Here is a 19,477-nt window from a genome sequence, read left to right as displayed (position 1 = left end):
ACTGGTTTTACTGGTGACCTCGACTGGATTCAAACCAGTAACCTCTTGAGCCGTAATCAAGTGCGCTATTCAGTTGCGCCACGAGGCCATTTTGAAACAATAATGCCATAAATAGCTTGTTTCGGGTGCAAATGTATTACTTTTTTATAGAACTTTCAATAGAAAAGTAAGATTATTTTATTTAATCTAAAGCGTTCTTAGTGACGTAGACTTTCCATCCCATTATAACCATCTGTAATTTAGTAGCTTTGCTTAAATCTAGGCGCTTTTTAGTGTAGCTCGGCAATACGCTTTTATTAATTTTTGCAAGTAGTTTAAATAGTGTTTTCCTCATAGTTGCAATACGGTATTACGCGTTGGTGGTGTTAATTTAGTGGTGAAATTATAGTATTAATTATTCCCTTGCAATCATCTATTAGCTTTTAAATAGTGCAAAATGTCTTCTAAATTCATTTTTAGAGTGTGTTTTAAGCCATTTTCGATATAATTGTAACACAATCTAATCATTTATTTCTGTTTTACTATTGTTAGTTAATTGGTTTTTATCGCTCATCAGCTCTTGCAAAGACAAGAGCAATAAGCCGAAATTATAAATCTTTTCGGTTATATTTAAAAGATAGAGCGTTTCAATAAGGCCTTTTATTAATTTAAGTATAGAGAACAGTGCTTTTGCCGTACCTTTCTTTTATGGTGTTTTTAATAACTGACGACTTATCATTTCAAAAAAGTGTAAAAAAAGTGTTTTTCTAGTATTGCCAATAATTGAGTATATTACTAAACCGTTATAAGTCTATGGGTTACGCTATTTAAAGTAAAAGACATAGGCCTTTTAATTAACCTTGTAATACATTTAATTATGAAAAAAAATGCGCTTCTATTTCTTTTACTGCTATGGTCACAATATGGAATAGCGCAACTCGTAATTAACGAATTAGACTGCGATAATACGGGTTTGGACGATAAGGAGTTTATAGAAATTAAGTCTATCAATCCGTCAAGTTTAGAGATTGTACCCAATTTTTCTTTAGACGGCTATATTATTGTGTTGTTTAATGGTTCGAATTCGGGAGGCGATTCTAGCTATTTCAGAATTGATTTAAACGGAAGTATCACCGATGATAACGGATTGCTTTTAATAGGGAGTGAGACGGTTACACCTCTTCCTCAGTTAATTATTCCGCCTAACGTTATTCAAAATGGCGCCGATGCCGTGGCGATTTACCAAGCACAAATGGACGATTTTATAGAGGGTACGCTTGCAACCACAATTAATTTAATTGATGTTTTGGTTTACAGTACAAATGATGCAGACGACAATGGGCTTTTAGCGCTTTTAGGTGAAACGATCCAGGTAAGTGAAGGCGCTAGTAATAATACGAATTCTATTCAGTTAAATAACGATGGCATAAGCTATGCAATCGGTGTACCAACTCCTCGCGTGTTAAATGATAATTCAGGAAATGTGCATAACCCAATTACCATTTCTACAGCGCAAGAGCAGTATAACGAAGGCGATGGTATCACTATTGTTTTTACTACCGAAACGGCTATCGATGGCGATCTAACCTTTAGTTTTTCTTTAGATAATGGCACTTTTGATGTTTCCGATTTTACAGGAAACACAACCGTAACTATGCTAAATGGCCAAACGACAGTCAGTGTGCCACTGACGATTATAGAAGACACTTTAGATGAAGGTGATGAGGAACTTGTAGTGCGTTTTTTAGACCTTCAACTGCCATATATTGCCAATAATTATATGTTGCGGCGCGTTGTAGATAACGATTTTACTATTGCTAATTATGGTAGTCCAACGGCTAGCCCATATCCAAACCCAATACCAAATCCTTTAATTGTGCAAAGCACACAACCTGATGGGTATTATGATAGTGCAAACGGTTTCTCGGGCGTAGATTTACGTCAGGCGTTACAAAATATAGTTGCAGACCAATCAACGGTGCGGGCTCAAACGTATACAGATGTTATCGAAATATTAAAAGAAGCCGACGTGAATCCAGCAAATAGTAATGAGGTCTGGTTGGTTTACAGAGAGCAAGGAAGACCAAAATTAGATTATCAAGTGCTGGGTAGTAGTACTGGTAAATGGAATAGAGAACATACGTTTCCGCGATCTTTAGGCGGTTTCGGAAGTATCGATTTGGATGAGATTGCCGATGGTAAAGATGTATATTGGATTACTAATGCAGATTCATTGCGTCACGCTAATTCCGATGCACATGCTTTACGTGCTGCCGATGGTCCGGAAAATAGTAGTCGAGGGAATCAGCATTACGGACAATACAATGGCCCTTCAGGGAATTTAAGTAGTTTTAAAGGCGATGTGGCGCGGAGCGTTTTGTTTTTAGCGCTGCGTTATAATGGCCTAGAGGTGGTTAACGGCTATCCTTCGGTAACAGGGCAAATGGGGGATTTAGCAACACTTTTAGACTGGCACAGAAATGATCCGCCAGACGATTTTGAAATGAATAGAAATAACGTCGTTTACACGTGGCAAATCAACCGAAATCCATTTATAGATCATCCAGATTTAGTCGAATATATTTGGGGAGATAATAGCGGAGATGTTTGGAACGCAACGTTAACTGTAGATAGTTTTACTTCTATAAGTGTAAAAATGTATCCAAATCCTGCAACCAATGGAGTCTATATTGCTGGAATTAAAAACAAGTATATGCTGTCTGTTTTTACAGCTCAAGGCCGAAAAATAGCGTCCAAAAACTATTCTGGCAATACCTATTTAGAGCTCAATTTACCTGCGGGTATTTATGTAATAAAAATAGATGCTGAAACTAATTCGGTAATAAAGAAGCTTATAGTGAAATAGTTATTTAAGAAAGCAATGTAAAAGCCCAAACCTTTTAAATGTTTGGGCTTTCTTTAGTTGGTTAAAAGTATGGCTTTAGACTATTATCTTATTTTGTTTTAACTATAATAGCGCCGTTTTTTCCTTTTTTACCATAAAGAGATAATGCTTTTTCTTTTTTTAGTACGTTTACGCTTTCAATAGAATTAGGGTTTATCGCGTCTAGTTGCTCTTGAGTACTTTCTTTGTCATTAATAAAAATTAAGAGTGGCGCTTTAATGTCTTTCGGAGTGATTTCTGTTTTCGATGACGTTATAAATACGCTTGCATTTTTTTTGTTCGCATACGTTTTGGTGGTGATAATGACAACGCCATTTATACCTTTATCGCCATATTTCGTAAGTGCTTGTTTTCCTTTTAAAATATTAATTGAATCAATTAGTTCTGCGTTTAGGTGGTCTGCCTTTTCCTTAGTCTCTTCTTTGTCATCTATTATATATAAAGGTGTTTCTCCTGTTTCAGTAATTTTCACTTTGCTCTTTTTACTGAGGTGTTTTGCGGTGTTTATTTTAAAGGTATAGTTTGTGTTTTCTTCTTTCTTTGAGTCTAATTTTAAATCATCGCCTTTGTTTTCCAAATAATAGGTGATGATTTCCTTTTTTTCTTTCTTTTCAGTACTGCTTGTTTCTTGTTTCTCGTTGTTAGGACTAAACTTTGTTACAGTCACCTTTTCTGTTATAATTAACTCTTCAATTCCCCCAGGCAATAAACTAGCGAATTTTATTCCTTTGCCGTCATCGCTTAATGCTAATTTGAACGATTTGATAGGCTCTTTTGAAGCATCATCACTCATATTCAGATGGTCTATAAGTGTCTTGTTTGAAGGACTTCTGCTAGCTAAAATTAAATGTGTTATTTCATTATTAGTATTCCTTTTTACGGTTTTGAATTTTAATATTCTTTCTGTTGGTTTAAAGTAATCCTCGATGATAGAGAGTTCATCATCCGAAGTGTTGGGAGTGACTAAAAATTCCTTTTGATCGCTTAATAGTTTTGTAGTCTGATCTGTTTTTGAAAGCACATAAACGTCTTCAGTATTAAAACTCATTAAAAAAAGAGCTAAAAAAGGTAAAACAATGGCGAATTTAAAAGCGCTAACTGGATTTGATTTTGATTTTTGTAACATAATGATTCGTTTTTTGATTGATGAATTATAAAAAGTATTAACCACCGTTAATTGCGGATTAGACAAAAAGGTTTTTAATAGTAAGTTTTGATAACTGGAAGTATTTTCGATTTGAGAAGCCGTTATATCGTCGGCAATAAATTCTAAATTTTGATGCAAAAGTTTTTTGTAAACCCAAACCATAGGATTAAACCAAAAGAAGATAGAAATAAGTTTAACAAATAAAACATCTATAGAATGACAGTGTTTCGCATGAATTTTTTCGTGTAGTAAAATGGAAGTAAGCTCTTGGTTTTTAAAGTGATTTGGATTGTAAACAATATATTTAAAGAATGAAAAAGCAGTATAGTTATTATCTGTTTTAATGAAAGTGAATCCCTCTTCTTTTAGTGTGTTATGCGTTTTAATAATTTTGAATACCGAAACTAATTCAATTAAGAATTGAATTAAAAAGAAAAGCACTCCTGCACTGTAGATCCATTTTAAAATGGTAAAAAAACTAAAGGCTTTAGAAACGGATTCAGTCTCTTGTGACAAGGTGTTAAATGCTGCAAAATGAAGACCATTAGTATTAGCAATCATTTCAACATCAATGGGGATAATTATAAAAGGCGTGGTTAACGATAAAACTAATCCAAAGAATAAAAAGAAACGATTGGCTTGATAGAAAGTGTCATTCTGTAAAAATAGCTTGTAACACAGAATGAAAATAATTAGTAGAACGTTTGCTTTAACGATGTAGTCCATAATTATTTTTTATTTTCAATTAAATCAATAATTTCCTTAAGCTCGTCTACACTAATTTTTTCTTCTTTAGCAAAAAAGGATACCATATTTTTATACGAGCTGTTAAAGTAATTTTCTATGGCGGTTGTCATAAAACGTTTTTTATACGCTTCTTTCGAAATAATAGGGTAGTATTGGTGGGTTTTTCCATAGGCGTTATAAGCAACATATTCTTTTTCTTCTAGATTTCTAATAATAGTAGAAAGTGTGTTATAATGTGGTTTTTCGTCTTTTATTTCTGCTAGAACTTCTTTTACAAATGCTTTTTCTAAGGCCCATAATATGTGCATTATTTCTTCCTCTTTATTAGTTAGTTTTTGCATAGTTTTTTGGTTTATAGTTACAAACATAAAACTATAATTCTAGTTACACAACTATTTTTATAGTTACATAACTGGTTTGGTCGTTTTTATTAATTGTCGTTAATAAAATAATCAGGTCTAAATAGTCCTTATTAAATCTTATAGTATCTTCGCTGAAAAAATAGAACAATGAGCATATTTTGGGTGATTTCAGGACTAATACTACTTGTAATTGGGGGTGACTTCTTAGTAAAAGCATCAGTAGGCCTGTCTCTCAAGTTTAGTATTTCTAAATTGGTTATTGGTATGACGGTGGTGTCCTTTGCAACCTCTGCACCAGAATTATTAGTAAGTTTAAACGCGGCGTTATCAGGGTCACCAGCCATTGCTATTAATAATGTGGTGGGGTCTAATATTGCTAATATAGGATTAGTGCTCGGTATTACTGCAGTGATTGGGGCAATGACGGTAGATAGAACATTTTACAGACTAACCTGGCCTGCAATGATGATTTTTTCTGTCGTTTTATATTACTTTATGTACAACGATAACTTGTTATCTCGAATGGAAGGGGTGATTTTATTGGTAGGTTTAATGGTGTTTTTAGTTGTGCTTGTTCGCGATTCTAGAAAAGTAAATAAAGCTTCAAAAACTGAAATTCCTGAGGAGGTAGACGAGGCTTTGGCAATGGTTAGTAATAGAAAGGTTTTTGCCTGGTTAATTTTAGGGGCCTTAGCCCTCTATTTTGGTTCTGTTTGGTTAGTCGATGGGGCAAAAGAATTAGCAGCTGCCATAGGTGTTAGCGATGCCGTTATAGCGGTAACAGTTATCGCAATTGGTACTAGCGTGCCGGAGTTGGCAGCTTCTGTAATTGCAGCTGCGAAACAAGAGAAAGCAATCTCTTTAGGAAATTTAATTGGCTCTAATATCTTTAATATTGGCTCCGTTTTAGGAGTTACAGCAATTATAAAAGAAATTCCAATTACGGATGCCAAAATACTTAATAGCGATATCTTTTGGATGATTGGCTTCTCTGCTATTTTAATCCTTTTAATTGCGATTCCGAAGCGCTTAGAAATTAGTCGCTATAAAGGATTGTTTCTGGTCGTAGCGTATATCGCATTTATCTATCTTGCTTTTGTATAAAAATTAATAGTATTATAGTAACAAAAAAGGCTTTCAATGGTATGTTGAAAGCCTTTTTTGCGGAATTATCAATCTGTAAATTATGTAATGTTCGCAGAAGTTACTGTTTTTATAATGCGTCCTGCAATTTTATAAGGATCACCATTAGAAGCGGGCCTTCTATCTTCAAGCCATCCTTTCCAGCCATTTTGAACCGTAATAATTGGAATTCGTATTGAAGCGCCACGATCTGAAATGCCATAACTAAAATCGTCAATAGAAGCCGTTTCGTGTTTTCCTGTTAAACGTTGTTCGTTAAACTCACCATAGACAGCAATATGTTCTTTTACAACGGGCCTAAATGCTTCACATATTTTTTCGTAAGTCTCTCTGCTTCCACAAGTACGCAGTGTGTGGTTAGAGAAATTAGCGTGCATTCCAGAGCCATTCCAATCGGTGTCACCAAGTGGTTTTGGGTGGTACTCTATATAGTAACCATATTTTTCGGTTAAACGATCTAGTAAATAGCGCGCTATCCAAATTTCATCTCCAGCTTTTTTTGCACCTTTAGCAAATAATTGAAATTCCCATTGTCCAGAAGCCACCTCTTGATTAATACCTTCAAAGTTCAAACCCGCAGCAATACATAAATCAGCGTGTTCTTCAACGACATTTCTACCGTGCGTATTTCTGCCACCTACCGAGCAGTAATACATACCTTGAGGTGCAGGGTAGCCTCCAATTGGAAAACCAAGTGGTAACAGCGTTTTTCTGTCCATTATAAAGTATTCTTGTTCAAAACCAAACCAGAAATCGTTTTCGTTGTCATCTATTAGTGCTCTACCATTAGAAATATGAGGGGTGCCGTCAGGATTTAAAACTTCTGTCATTACTAAATAACCCTCTTTTCGTGCGGGGTCTGGGTAAATAGCAATCGGCTTTAATAAGCAGTCAGACGCGGTGCCTTCAGCTTGCCGGGTAGAGCTGCCATCAAAAGACCATAAGGGGCAGTCTTCTAATTTTCCACTAAAGTTATCTTCTACTTTAGTTTTGCTTCTCATATTCTGAGTAGGCTCGTAACCATCGAGCCAGATGTATTCTAATTTAGATTTACTCATCATTTATAGTATTATCATTTAAGGCTGCAAATATATGCGATTTTGGTTTTAACTATGAAAAAACACAATTAAAAGTTCGTTTTTCTGATTAAATAGGGTTTTACCCCTAAATTTTATAGGGGTGAAAATAAAAACTGTCAGATAAAATCATTTTTTTTATATATTTGTAAAAAAATAAATAGAATCTATGTCTACATTACGCTTTTTTGCAATTAAAGAAACTTTAAATCGAAAACCGGTTGAAATTATAGAAGGAAAACGGCGCTCTGAGTTATTTGGAGAAAACGTATTTAATAAAGAAACGATGCGCCAATCACTGACAAAAGATGCGTTTGACAGTGTAAATAGTGCTATTGAGAAAGGGACGAAAATAGATAGAAATATAGCCAATCAAATAGCGCAATCTATGAAAGATTGGGCTTTATCAAAAGGGGTTACGCATTACTCACACTGGTTTCAGCCTTTAACAGGTACGACTGCAGAAAAGCACGACGCCTTTTTTGAAACTATTGATGATGGTGGTGCAATCGAGAAATTAGGAGGTAGTCAGCTAGTGCAGCAAGAGCCAGACGCATCTAGTTTTCCAAATGGGGGGATTAGAAACACTTTTGAAGCTAGAGGTTACAGTGCCTGGGATCCCACATCTCCAGCATTTATTTTTGGCACTACTATGTATGTACCCACCGTTTTTGTGTCTTATACAGGGGAAGCTTTAGATAATAAAACACCGTTATTGCGTGCATTGGCTGCTATTGACAATGCTTCGGTGGCCGTGTGTAAATATTTTGATAAAAATGTTAAAAAGGTAAATGCGTCTCTAGGCTGGGAGCAGGAATATTTTTTAATAGATAGTGCTTTAGTGTCATCGAGACCAGATATTTTATTAACCGGAAGAACCGTATTAGGGCATTCTTCGGCCAAAGGTCAGCAATTAGACGATCATTATTTTGGAACCATTCCATCACGTGCAAACGCTTATATGCGAGACTTGGAGATAGAATGTATGTTATTGGGGATTCCTTTAAAGACACGACACAATGAAGTTGCGCCAAATCAGTTTGAATTAGCACCTATATATGAAGAAGCAAATTTAGCAGTCGATCATAATTCATTATTAATGGATGTTATGAACAAAGTTGCAGAGCGTCATAACTTTAAAGTGCTCTTCCACGAGAAGCCATTTAAAGGCGTAAACGGATCTGGAAAACACAACAATTGGAGTTTAAGTACAAACACAGGAGTTAATTTATTAAGTCCCGGTAAAACGCCAATGAGTAATCTTCAGTTTTTAACCTTTTTTATAAATACAATAAAAGCAGTACACGATAACGAAGAATTAGTAAGAGCAACAATTGCTTCGGCGAGTAACGATCATCGTTTGGGAGCGAATGAAGCACCGCCAGCAATAATATCGATATTTATAGGAGAGCAATTAACCAGCGTTTTAAAGGAATTAGAAAACGTTACCAATGGTAAATTATCTCCAAAAGAAAAAACAGATCTTAAATTAAACGTGGTTGGTAAAATACCAGAGATTCTATTAGATAACACAGATAGAAACCGTACCTCTCCATTTGCATTTACAGGTAATAAGTTTGAATTTAGAGCCGTAGGGTCTTTAGCAAATTGTGCTAACCCAATGACTGTAATTAATTCTATAGTAGCAAAACAATTAGTGGATTTTAAAAGTGAAGTGGATGCGCTAATCTCTAAAAAAGAATTGAAGAAAGATGAAGCAATCTTTAATATATTACGAGAGTATATTAAAAAATCATCTAATATTCTTTTTGAGGGTAATGGTTATGGTGAAGCTTGGGAAAAAGAAGCGGCTAGAAGAGGGTTAAGTAATAATAAAACAACACCGGAAGCCTTAAAAGCTAAAATATCTGAGAAAACCATCGCGTTGTACAAGAGTGTTGGGGTTATGAATTGTGTTGAGGTACAATCGCGTTACGATATAGAAATGGAAGACTATATTTTACGTGTTCAAATTGAAGGACGTGTTCTAGGCGATTTAGCTAGAAATCATGTTGTACCAACCGCTATTAAGTATCAAAATACGTTAATTAGTAATGTGCAAGGTTTAAAAGCGATATATGAAGCCGATTTTAAAAGGGTGGCACACGCGCAATTAGAATTGATTGAAGATATTTCGGAGCACGTAGACGTTATTAATACAACAGTTACCAAAATGATTAATAAACGTAAAGACGCCAATACTATTGAAGATTTAGAAACAAAGGCTACCGTATACTGTAATGAGGTGAAACCAATGTTAGATGAAATTAGGTATCATTGTGATAAATTAGAATTGTTGGTGGACGACGAACTTTGGCCATTAACTAAATATAGAGAATTACTCTTTACTACGTAGATATACGTATAAAGACAGTGTATATAGGGCTTCGAGAAATCGAAGCCTTTTTTGTGTCACAACAAATTAGTAGCTTTTTTCTTACACAAAAATGCGCTTTAACGATTTTTGGACTCTAGTAGTCGAATAAAGTGTTAAAAAGCTTGGTTTTTACGTTAGCTAATATGTTTCATTGAAAATAAAACATATCTTTACAATGCTATTAATCAATATATTTAATTATGAAAAAAGTAATTCTTTGTGCTTCGGCACTATTATTTACGGGCGCTATGATGGCCCAGAATCCATCTACCATGTTAGATAACAAGGATGGAAGTGCGATTAGTCCGACTATCGCAACACCTTTATCACAAGCACCTTCATCAGCGAATGCTGGGGAATCTTACCAAAATGGTAATGACAACAAAGTATGGGTTCGTCAAGCTGGGACTAAACAATCTGTATATACTGAACAAGATAATGGATTAGGTACAGGTAACAACGCTGCACGTATTTGGCAAACAGGAGCTGTTCAAGCTACTAGTGGTGTCAAAAATGCTGCTATGGTTAAACAGCTAGGTACAAATAACCAATCGACGACTCAGCAAGAAGGTGATAAAAACCACGCTGTGACTCAACAAGGTTTAAAAGAAGGTACTTTAGGTGTGTCTGAAAACAACAGAGCTAAAATACGTCAAGGTACTGGACAACAAGCGGAGAAAAATTACGCTTCGATTGAGCAAGATGGGGCTAACAACAAGGCGTTAACTCTACAGACTTACGATAACAGTGAGGCTAGAACTGTTCAAGAAGGAGATAACAACAAAGCTAACATTAACCAAAATGCAGGGCCTAATAACTCTAGTGGTCATTCAGCTTTAGTAGAGCAGTATGGAGACTTTAACGAGAGTCATGTAACACAAAGTGGTGCCGGTGCTAGTAATAGATCTGCTTCAACTCAGACTGGTAACGGTAATGAGTCTCATCAAACGCAAGTGAATACTGCAAGTGGTGGTGGTGCGAATGCTAACGAGGCTTTTATTAATCAGGGTACAGTTGGTAATGACGGTGCGATTGCTCAAGATGCGACAGCTCTTTACGGAGATGTATCTGCTCTTGATGCTGTTGTTGGAGTTGGAACTTTTAACGGTCCAGGTTCTTACAATGCATTAGCTATTCAAAATCAAAATGGTGAATCTAATCAATCATCAATTTTCCAATTCGGTGCAGATGCTCCAACAGACGGTAATTATGCAGAGCAAGATGTTGACGGTGACAATAACGATGCTTTAATTGTTCAAAACAATTGGGGTACTTCAGCAGGTGGTAATAACTATGCGAAACAACGTCAAGATGGTGACAAGAACGAGGCTGGATTAGTTCAATTAGGTAATGACAACAAAGCTAGACAAGAACAACATGGTGATAAAAACTATGCAATGGCGACACAAAGAGGAACTGCTAATTTATTAAATACATGGCAAATGGGTGATAAGAACGCTGTAACAAGTGCTCAAAGAGGTCACGATAACCAAATCTTAATTGTTCAAAGAGATGGACAAAGCTATGTAGCTGAGCAGAACTTAAATGATGCTTGGTCTAACGGTAACAACGTAATTGATGTATTGCAATTAGGTCCTAACGGTAACTTTGCAACAGATGGTATAGATTGTGGTTTTGAGACAGAATTAGACCCTAGCTGTCCAGTTCCAGTACCAACATTTAATATTGATGCACCATGTGATGGATGTTAATATCTAATTTCAGTTTTTTATTAATAATAAAAAGTTGAAATATTAAAATAATCTAATATTAAAAGAGGGTGCACTATATAGCAGGTTGCCCTCTTTTTTTTTAAAATAAATAACAATGAAAACAACAATAAATTTAAAAGTAGTTTTTGCTTCTGTTTTATTCATGACTGTTTTTCAAATAAGTTTTTGTCAAAACTATAATAAAGAAAATACAGAAAGTGAAACCACGGTAACAAAGTTAAATGGAGAAAATGTCTCCCCAGAGATTTTTAGCTCCTTTTTTACTACAACTGTTAATCCTAAATTATCAATAGTTCAGGGTAATTCAGTGTTTGTTACTCAGATAGGCGCTTATAATACCATAGCGGCAGATGTTACATCTAATGCTAGTGAAATTAGAATTGCTCAAAACGGAGATTTAAATAAGGTGCAGTTAGATTATGAAGTTAATAAGGTAGTTGCAGATTTAAAGCAAATAGGAAATAATAATAACATTAAAGATTATGTTTTAGATCGAAATGCAGAAATTTCCTTAGATTTAATTCAGAATGGTGATAATTTAAAATTCGAACGTTTTGGAAGTAATGAAATCACAAAAAATATTAAATTTACTCAAACTGACGCTTCTCCTACAATTATTATTAGGAGTTTCGAATAATAGTAGCACAATGAAAATGGTGATTAAGAGCGTGTGCTCTTTGATTGTTTTTTTTATGTTGTCAACAAGCTTGTTGGCGCAAGAAATATATAATCAAGAAGTTAAAGCTCAAATTAATATTGAAAGAACAAGTGAATTTGTAACCTTTACAGCAACAGCTGAAAACTTAGACTTTTCAGATTTTAGTTTGCGATATGAATTTATGGTGTTTAAAGTCGATGGAAATAACAATTCATCGAAAACTTCACAGGCTAATCGTTTCTTTTTAAAAGGAAATGAAAAAAAAATACTATCTTCAGTAACAATAAATAATAACTCCGATGATAAATCTATTCTCTTACTTTTAATCTATCCATTAGAATCCTCAGATAAAAATCAAGGAGCGATAGGAAAGGATCGCCTAGTGGTTTATAATGATGGACAAGGAGGTTTGAAGATTGAGTTGGATAATGAACAAAAGGTAAATGTAAAAGAACAGCCTGAAGATCAAGATACTTCAGCAAAAGATGGCTTTTTTTTAAATGGACTAGTTCTTCAAAAAACATTGACGAAACCGGGAAGAGATTTCTATAGGTATTTTTATTCAGAGTATTATAATAAACAAATTAAGACAGGAAAGAATATTCTTATAGAAGAAGTGCCAGGACAACGACGTAGCACAAGAATATCAGTGAAAGTAGATGGTCAGCTCGTTTGGCAGTTTTTTTCAAGACCACAAAAAGAGTTTTTAAAAGATATGGCAGATAGAGCTTTAGATAGAAGTATTATGTATTTACAGCAATTAGCACAACAAAAAGAGTCATTAAAACGCTATTAATTATGAAATTCAAACTGTTTATCCTGCTATTTTTTGGTGTAATAATGTGCTCGTTCTCTCAGCAGTTTAGTTATAAGCCTTTAAATCCTGCATTTGGAGGAGACACCTTTAATTATAATTGGTTACTTAGTTCTGCATCTGCTCAAAATGGTTTTACAGCGCCAAGAGCAGAAAGCACTCAGCAATCTGAGTTGGATCAATTTGGAAATAGACTAAATCAACAAGTGTTAAGTCAGATTTCGAGAGTGCTACTGGCGCAACAAGTCCAAGCTGTTGGGAATTTCGATGAAGAAGGAACCTTTACTTTTGGAACTCTAAATGTTGAGGTTTTTGAGTCTGACGAAGGCTTAGTTATTAATATTTTAGACACCTCAAATGGTGAGCAAACCCAAGTAATTGTTCCAAATCCATAATTTAAGAATAATATTCTATGCTAACTAATCACAAATGTATTGCCTACTTATCTATTTGTATGCTAATGTGTTCTTGTGGAACATACTTCAATCAGCCATTTACTCAAGAAGCTGCTAGGATAGGAGAAGATTCGAAGTCTACTAACATTCTTCTAGATTTACCTCCGGCAAAAACACCTGTAGAGGTTGCGGTGTATAACTTTAGTGATCAAACAGGTCAATATAAAGCCGTAGAAAACGGAAGTACGTTTAGTACAGCTGTGACTCAAGGAGCAACCACAATTTTAATAAAAGCTTTAGGAGATTCGGGATGGTTTGTACCTATTGAAAGAGAAAACTTAAGTAATCTTTCTACCGAAAGAAATATTATTAGAAACACAAAACAAGAATATATTAAAGGATTGAATCCTAACGAGCCGCCATTGCCGCCATTGCTTTATGCGGGATTAATGCTTGAGGGTGGAATAGTCTCTTATGATACAAATATTATTACAGGTGGTGCAGGAGCGCGTTATTTTGGTGTTGGAGGTTCCGCCAAGTATAGACAAGATCGTATTACGGTCTATTTAAGAGCTGTTTCTACGAGTAATGGAGAGATTTTGAAGACCATCTATGTTTCGAAAACGATTTTATCTCAAGCGGTAGATGTTAGCTTGTTTCGCTTTGTAAAGTTTCAAAGACTACTAGAAGCCGAGACTGGATTTACTCGAAATGAGCCCGTTCAGTTAGCTGTAAAAGATGCCGTGGAGAAAGCAGTTCATGATTTAATACTTGAAGGTATTAAAGATGGCTATTGGTCTACTAAAGCCGGACCGGAAATAGACAAAGAATTAGTCGAAAACTATGTAGCAGAATTAGATGACTCTAAATTAACGGATCTTTATAACCGTAAACTTTATAAGAGACGGCCAATTAGTGCCATTCAATTGTCTTTGGGGGGTGCGCTTATTAACGGAGACTACGTGAATTCTCAATGGAAGTTAAATTCGAGAATAGGATATAAGCGCTATCTCAATAATCATTTTAATTTAAACTTAAACCTTAACAGATTTAATCTCGCTAACGAGAATATCTTTAATCAGAGTTTTTATGCTTTAGATGCAAATTTAGAATACACTATTTTACCATTCGATAAATTATCGCCTTTTGTTTTTGCGGGCGCGGGAACAAATATTTCTAACGATTTTAATGGCATCCACCCCAAATTGTTTTTTGGCGGAGGTCTTGAGTATCTAGCTCTAAATAATCTTGGTATTTCCCTATTTTTAGATAATAATTTTGTGTTTAGCGATGATTTGGACGGTGTTGTTAGAGGGGAAAGAGATGATATGTATCTACGAGCAGGAGTTGGTTTAAATTTTTATTTAGGAAATAACGATCCTAAAAAACAAGAAAAAAGAGCACGTAAAAAAGAATTAAGAAGAATAAAAAGGAATAATATTGAGAAAAGTTTTTATAAAGAAGAAACAAATGAAAGTGAATTAAAACCGGTAAGCAATGATAGTAACTAATATAAAAGATGTGATGATGAAACAGTTAAAAACCTTAGTATTCTTACCACTTTTGTTACTAGTATTTACAACATGTAGTGAAGAACAAATAGATGGTGATCGCATTGGAACAATCAACGGTAAAGTTGTGGCAAAAGGAACCAATGCACCCTTAGAGAACGTAAAAGTATCAACCAATCCTGTGTCTAGTACTGTTTTCACCGACGAGGAAGGAAACTTTATGATTGAGAATGCGGTAGTAAATACGTACGCTGTTCAAGCTGAGTTAGCGGGCTATGTCACAGCTTTTGAGTCGGTTGCAGTGTTGGAGAATACAGTAGCTGTAGTAGCATTTGAGTTAGCCTTAAGTAACGCGAATAACCAACCACCTAGTGTGCCAGTTTTAGTGTTTCCTGAAGATTTACAAACAGACGTTCCTTTCGAGGTACAATTTACTTGGGAATCGTCTGATCCAGATACAGATGATGATTTAAGTTACATACTGGAGTTGAGAAATGGTGCAACAAACAATATAGAACTTTATGAAACTGCTCAAGACACTTTTTATTTAGCATCTAACTTGGATTTAGCAACAACGTATTTCTGGCAAGTAAAAGTAAATGATGGCGTTAATGACGATGTGGTCTCTCAAATCAGTCAGTTTACAACAATTGCTTTACCTAACAATCCTTACTTTTTTGTTAAGAGAGAGGAAGGAAATAGTGTTATTTATTCCGGCAATGAAGATGGCCTAAATGGTAACGAATCAGAAGCTGATATTAGTGTGTTAAAGTTGACGAGTGCTGCGAATAATAGCTTTAGACCTCGTTCAAACCCCGTAATTAATAAAGTTGCGTATCTACGAAATGTGGGAGGGAATACACAGATTTTCACTATGGACACTGGTGGTGGAAATAAAACACAGATAACTTCAGTAATCCCAGTTAATGGATTTAGAATAGATGAGGCCGATTTTTGCTGGGCACAAAACGGGAGTCAGTTATATTACCCGAACCTCGATAAGTTGTACAGAGTAAATGCAGATGGAAGCGGTACGGTTCTAATGTATCAAACAACTGATGGATCTTTCATAACGGAAGTGGAAGAGGCCGCATTCGATACCGATTTATTGCTTATAAAAACGAATGATTATAGTGGGTACAATGCAAGAATTTTTACCTATCGATTATCTTTAAATACAGAAGAGACGATTGTAACGCAAGGGGTGCCTGGCGCTTTAGGCGGTATAGATATTACTGCAAATGGGCAAAGAGTGGTTTATACGCGCGATGTTTCTGGAAGCGAAAATCTAAATTATCGAATTTTTGAGAGTCGTATGTTTGTTTTCGATATACCATCAATGGTTGGGGCTCAACTATCAACAGATGCGGCACTAGGTGAAAACGATTTAGATGTAAAATACGCGCCGAATGAAGGTGCTGTTATTTTTACTAGAGTTGGTAATAATATAGGAGCTATTCCTAGTGTTTTTAAATTACAGTTTGATACCACAATAGAAGAAAAGCAATTATTTAGCGCGGGTTCTATGCCCGACTGGAAATAAAAGCCACTTTTTTCACAATTTAAACCTAAAAGCACACAATATACTTGTGTGCTTTTTATTTATAAATATATTTGCAATTCAACAACATACTATGAGTTCTGAAATAAGTAAACGTTACAGTCAAAGAGGAGTGTCAGCTTCAAAAGAAGATGTTCATAATGCCATAAAAAATATCGATAAAGGATTGTTTCCTAAAGCATTCTGTAAAATCGTTCCCGATTATTTAACCAACGACGACGATTATTGCTTAATAATGCACGCCGATGGAGCAGGTACCAAAAGTGCCTTAGCCTATATGTACTGGAAAGAAACAGGCGATATCTCTGTCTGGAAAGGTATTGCGCAAGATGCTTTAATAATGAATATTGACGACTTGCTTTGTGTCGGTGCTACCGATAATATTATGCTGTCGTCTACCATTGGGAGAAATAAAAATTTGATTCCAGGGGAAGTGCTTTCAGCAATTATTAACGGAACGGAAGAACTCATTGAAGAATTAAAAACCTTCGGGGTTACAATCCACTCTACTGGTGGTGAAACTGCCGATGTTGGTGACTTGGTAAGAACTATTATCGTAGATTCTACAGTTACAGCCAGAATGAAACGTAGCGATGTTATTGATAATGCTAATATAAAAGCGGGTGACGTTATCGTTGGATTGGAGAGTTTCGGACAAGCATCTTACGAAAAAGAGTATAACGGAGGAATGGGAAGCAACGGGCTAACGTCGGCCAGACATGATGTGTTTCATAACTATTTAGCTAAGAAATACCCGGAAAGCTTTGATGCCGCAGTACCAAGTGATTTAGTGTATTCCGGACAAATGATGTTAACAGATACTGTTGAAGATTCGCCAATAGATGCCGGAAAATTAGTGTTATCTGCGACGCGAACGTACGCGCCCATTATTAAAAATATATTGTCGAAATATACAAGTGAAGATGTTCATGGAATGATTCACTGCTCGGGTGGTGCACAAACAAAAATTCTTCATTTTGTAGATCAATTTCATATTGTAAAAGATAATTTATTCCCCGTACCACCGCTTTTTAAATTAATACAAGAACAATCTAAAACGGATTGGAAAGAAATGTACCAAGTGTTTAACTGTGGGCACAGAATGGAATTGTATGTTAGTCCAGAGGTTGCAACCGAAATTATAGAAATATCTAAAAGTTATAATGTTAATGCTCAGATTGTTGGGCGCGTGGAAGCTTCCGAAGATAAAAAGCTTACAATTAAAAGTGAATTTGGTACGTTTACCTATTAAATGCAAATATTTTATTGTCGTATGAGAGTTTTTATTTTATTACTTACGCTATGTATTAGCATAAATGTAGGTGCTCAAGAAAACATTATTACTGTTAAAAGTGAGCAAGAACAAGATTCTATAGTTCAAAAAGATTCAATTAAAACGTGGACTAATAAAAATAAAGTGGGTCTGGATTTAAGTGAAGTAACCTTTGTAAACTGGAATGCAGGAGGGAGTAATTCTATTTCGGCTTTAAGTGGTTTTATAACCAATTTAGATTACAAGAAAGATAAAATTACCTGGAAAAATAGAGCTGTTATTAGATTGGGCGGCAATAAACAAGAGTCTCAAAAACTGCGCAAAACAGACGATGTTTTAGAGATTTCTTCTAAATTTGGTTATCAGAAAGACACATTGTCTAACTGGTATTATTCAGCACGATTTAATTTCAAATCACAATTTCTCCACGGGTATAGTTACCCCAATCGCGATAATCCCATTTCTAAATTTATGGCACCTGGTTATAGCTTTGTTGGTGCGGGCGCAGAGTACGGTAAAAATATAGAGAAAATGTCGCTATACTTATCGCCATTAACGTATAAAGGTACCATTGTATTAGATCGCGATTTATCTAATGCAGGGTCTTTTGGAGTGGAGCCAGCAGTTTACGACGATAATGGGAATACTATTAGAGAGGGAGAACGTGTGCGGTCGGAACTTGGGATTTTAATAACGAGTGCTTACGAGACTAATTTATTCGAAAATATTGACTTTAAAAGTCTAATAGAATTGTATACAGACTATGTAAATAGCTTTGGGAATGTAGATGTAAACTGGGAGCTTTTGGTTAATTTTAAAGTCAATGATTACGTAAAAACGGCTTTAGGTTCGCATCTTATCTACGATGATGATATTAGTACTTACCAAGAAATCGATGGCATGCAAGTAGAGAAGGGGCCAAAAATGCAATGGAAACAGATTCTTGGTGTAGGGGTTATTTTCGATTTTTAAAACAGTTATAATTACGCTTTCTATAAGATTTTAGAATATTTATATTAAAATAAGCGCTTTTTAACTCTTTGTTTGTACTTTCCTTCAAACATTAAGATTTGAAGAAATATCTTTTATTTGCGATAACTATAGTGTTATTTTTAATGAATATTTACGTCATTCAATTTTATGGGTTAGATGTTAGTAGAAGAGCGTGCTTAATTAGTAATTTAGTATTACTGTGTTTCTTTTTAGCGTACAGAGGTTTTAAAAATAAGAAATTACTAATAGCATTTTTATTTTTAATACTTGGAGATATATTAATGTTGAACTTTGAAAACATTATAAATAAAAACCTTACCCTTTTGTCTATTATCATTGGTTATAGTTTTATTTCGCTTCACATATTTCTTAAAATTAATAAAATTAAAACTAAAAAAGGCTTATTTCGAGTGGTTGCAGTTAGTTTAACAGCACTGACTATTATGTTAGTAACAATTATCGATGTGGTAGATTTTAAGCTCAGTGGTATTATTCATAAACTGCTATTTTATATTTATGGGATTGCTATTATTTTTATGCTAATTTTAGTGAGTATCTATAATTTTAGATATTACTCTTTACAATCTACACTATGTGTATACTTTGTTTTAGGATTATTCTTATCGGATATCTTTGTGTTGATTGCCTATTATTTAGACTTCGAAATCTTCTATTTTCCAAATCGTATTTTTTATCTATTAGGCACTTCTATGTTAGTTTGGTATTCAATTTTAGATTTTGGGGAAGAAGTTGTTTTTGAAGACGAATCTTTTTTAGAAGAGAAAGCGAAATAAAAATTCAAA

Annotated in this window: 15 protein-coding genes and 1 tRNA gene; 12 read left to right on the top strand and 4 right to left on the bottom strand. The window is 34.8% G+C overall.

Annotated elements, in window-relative coordinates; all coding sequences use genetic code 11:
- Window positions 1–11: 11 nt before the first annotated feature.
- A tRNA-Arg gene (locus tag ES676_RS01290) sits at window positions 12–88 on the bottom strand.
- A gap of 768 nt (window positions 89–856) precedes the next feature.
- On the opposite strand from ES676_RS01290, the gene ES676_RS01280 reads away from it, so the two are divergent.
- Window positions 857–2,845, top strand: coding sequence for an endonuclease (locus tag ES676_RS01280; protein WP_148368220.1), 1,989 nt, complete (start codon window positions 857–859; stop codon window positions 2,843–2,845).
- Between the two features lie 88 nt (window positions 2,846–2,933).
- Here the strand turns inward: ES676_RS01280 and ES676_RS01275 are convergent, their stop codons facing one another.
- Both ES676_RS01275 and ES676_RS01270 read right to left on the bottom strand, forming a co-directional pair.
- The gene (locus ES676_RS01275; protein WP_148368219.1) at window positions 2,934–4,757 is read right to left on the bottom strand and encodes a M56 family metallopeptidase; all 1,824 of its coding nucleotides are present in this window, start codon (window positions 4,755–4,757) and stop codon (window positions 2,934–2,936) included.
- Window positions 4,758–4,759: 2 nt separating this feature from the next.
- Window positions 4,760–5,119 (bottom strand): BlaI/MecI/CopY family transcriptional regulator, encoded by a 360-nt coding sequence (locus ES676_RS01270; RefSeq protein WP_148368218.1) that lies wholly within the window; start codon window positions 5,117–5,119, stop codon window positions 4,760–4,762.
- A gap of 168 nt (window positions 5,120–5,287) precedes the next feature.
- Here ES676_RS01270 and ES676_RS01265 point away from each other — a divergent pair, with 168 nt between their 5' ends.
- Complete coding sequence (locus tag ES676_RS01265; RefSeq protein ID WP_148368217.1) at window positions 5,288–6,244, top strand: calcium/sodium antiporter; 957 nt, start codon at window positions 5,288–5,290, stop codon at window positions 6,242–6,244.
- An 80-nt stretch (window positions 6,245–6,324) separates the two neighbouring features.
- Here ES676_RS01265 and ES676_RS01260 read toward each other — a convergent pair whose 3' ends face one another.
- On the bottom strand, window positions 6,325–7,341 hold the full coding sequence (locus ES676_RS01260) for a glutamine synthetase beta-grasp domain-containing protein (protein ID WP_148368303.1): 1,017 nt from the start codon (window positions 7,339–7,341) through the stop codon (window positions 6,325–6,327).
- A 187-nt stretch (window positions 7,342–7,528) separates the two neighbouring features.
- On the opposite strand from ES676_RS01260, the gene ES676_RS01255 reads away from it, so the two are divergent.
- The 10 genes from ES676_RS01255 (at window position 7,529) to ES676_RS01210 (ending at window position 19,468) form a co-directional block, all read left to right on the top strand.
- Window positions 7,529–9,715, top strand: a complete 2,187-nt coding sequence (locus tag ES676_RS01255; protein WP_148368216.1) for a glutamine synthetase III family protein — start codon at window positions 7,529–7,531, stop codon at window positions 9,713–9,715.
- Between the two features lie 293 nt (window positions 9,716–10,008).
- Window positions 10,009–11,448 carry a curlin gene (locus ES676_RS01250; RefSeq protein ID WP_246130269.1) on the top strand — a complete coding sequence of 480 codons (1,440 nt, stop codon included), beginning with the start codon at window positions 10,009–10,011 and terminating at the stop codon, window positions 11,446–11,448.
- A 115-nt stretch (window positions 11,449–11,563) separates the two neighbouring features.
- Window positions 11,564–12,106: a hypothetical protein gene (locus tag ES676_RS01245; protein WP_148368214.1), complete on the top strand. Its 543-nt coding sequence runs from the start codon at window positions 11,564–11,566 to the stop codon at window positions 12,104–12,106.
- The gene (locus ES676_RS01240) at window positions 12,033–12,923 is read left to right on the top strand and encodes a CsgE family curli-type amyloid fiber assembly protein (RefSeq protein WP_148368213.1); all 891 of its coding nucleotides are present in this window, start codon (window positions 12,033–12,035) and stop codon (window positions 12,921–12,923) included. The genes ES676_RS01245 and ES676_RS01240 overlap by 74 nt, the downstream gene beginning before the upstream one ends.
- 2 nt (window positions 12,924–12,925) lie before the next feature.
- Window positions 12,926–13,336, top strand: a complete 411-nt coding sequence (locus ES676_RS01235; protein WP_148368212.1) for a curli production assembly/transport component CsgF — start codon at window positions 12,926–12,928, stop codon at window positions 13,334–13,336.
- A 17-nt stretch (window positions 13,337–13,353) separates the two neighbouring features.
- A complete protein-coding gene (locus tag ES676_RS01230) occupies window positions 13,354–14,847 on the top strand; it encodes a CsgG/HfaB family protein (RefSeq protein ID WP_148368211.1) in 1,494 nt (497 codons plus the stop codon).
- Window positions 14,834–16,390: a carboxypeptidase-like regulatory domain-containing protein gene (locus ES676_RS01225; RefSeq protein ID WP_246130267.1), complete on the top strand. Its 1,557-nt coding sequence runs from the start codon at window positions 14,834–14,836 to the stop codon at window positions 16,388–16,390. Before ES676_RS01230 ends, ES676_RS01225 begins: the two co-directional genes overlap by 14 nt.
- Before the next feature lie 91 nt (window positions 16,391–16,481).
- Entirely contained in the window at window positions 16,482–17,660 is a 1,179-nt protein-coding gene (locus tag ES676_RS01220) for an AIR synthase related protein (RefSeq protein WP_148368210.1), read from the top strand.
- Window positions 17,661–17,681: 21 nt separating this feature from the next.
- Window positions 17,682–18,653 (top strand): DUF3078 domain-containing protein, encoded by a 972-nt coding sequence (locus tag ES676_RS01215; protein ID WP_148368209.1) that lies wholly within the window; start codon window positions 17,682–17,684, stop codon window positions 18,651–18,653.
- 98 nt (window positions 18,654–18,751) lie between these two features.
- Window positions 18,752–19,468, top strand: a complete 717-nt coding sequence (locus ES676_RS01210) for a hypothetical protein (protein ID WP_148368208.1) — start codon at window positions 18,752–18,754, stop codon at window positions 19,466–19,468.
- The last annotated feature ends 9 nt before the right edge of the window (window positions 19,469–19,477 follow it).

The sequence above is a fragment of the Bizionia saleffrena genome, from assembly GCF_008086175.1.
Lineage (GTDB): Bacteria > Bacteroidota > Bacteroidia > Flavobacteriales > Flavobacteriaceae > Bizionia > Bizionia saleffrena.
Note: the sequence above shows the minus strand (reverse complement) of the source record. Positions and strands in the feature narration are given on the sequence as shown.

What these genes read in the sequence shown, in the direction of transcription:
- ES676_RS01280 (WP_148368220.1), top strand. Translation starts at nt 857, where the DNA reads ATGAAAAAAAATGCGCTTCTATTTCTTTTACTGCTATGGTCACAATAT.
- ES676_RS01275 (WP_148368219.1), bottom strand. Translation starts at nt 4,757, where the DNA reads ATGGACTACATCGTTAAAGCAAACGTTCTACTAATTATTTTCATTCTG.
- ES676_RS01270 (WP_148368218.1), bottom strand. Translation starts at nt 5,119, where the DNA reads ATGCAAAAACTAACTAATAAAGAGGAAGAAATAATGCACATATTATGG.
- ES676_RS01265 (WP_148368217.1), top strand. Translation starts at nt 5,288, where the DNA reads ATGAGCATATTTTGGGTGATTTCAGGACTAATACTACTTGTAATTGGG.
- ES676_RS01260 (WP_148368303.1), bottom strand. Translation starts at nt 7,341, where the DNA reads ATGAGTAAATCTAAATTAGAATACATCTGGCTCGATGGTTACGAGCCT.
- ES676_RS01255 (WP_148368216.1), top strand. Translation starts at nt 7,529, where the DNA reads ATGTCTACATTACGCTTTTTTGCAATTAAAGAAACTTTAAATCGAAAA.
- ES676_RS01250 (WP_246130269.1), top strand. Translation starts at nt 10,009, where the DNA reads ATGTTAGATAACAAGGATGGAAGTGCGATTAGTCCGACTATCGCAACA.
- ES676_RS01245 (WP_148368214.1), top strand. Translation starts at nt 11,564, where the DNA reads ATGAAAACAACAATAAATTTAAAAGTAGTTTTTGCTTCTGTTTTATTC.
- ES676_RS01240 (WP_148368213.1), top strand. Translation starts at nt 12,033, where the DNA reads ATGAAATCACAAAAAATATTAAATTTACTCAAACTGACGCTTCTCCTA.
- ES676_RS01235 (WP_148368212.1), top strand. Translation starts at nt 12,926, where the DNA reads ATGAAATTCAAACTGTTTATCCTGCTATTTTTTGGTGTAATAATGTGC.
- ES676_RS01230 (WP_148368211.1), top strand. Translation starts at nt 13,354, where the DNA reads ATGCTAACTAATCACAAATGTATTGCCTACTTATCTATTTGTATGCTA.
- ES676_RS01225 (WP_246130267.1), top strand. Translation starts at nt 14,834, where the DNA reads ATGATAGTAACTAATATAAAAGATGTGATGATGAAACAGTTAAAAACC.
- ES676_RS01220 (WP_148368210.1), top strand. Translation starts at nt 16,482, where the DNA reads ATGAGTTCTGAAATAAGTAAACGTTACAGTCAAAGAGGAGTGTCAGCT.
- ES676_RS01215 (WP_148368209.1), top strand. Translation starts at nt 17,682, where the DNA reads ATGAGAGTTTTTATTTTATTACTTACGCTATGTATTAGCATAAATGTA.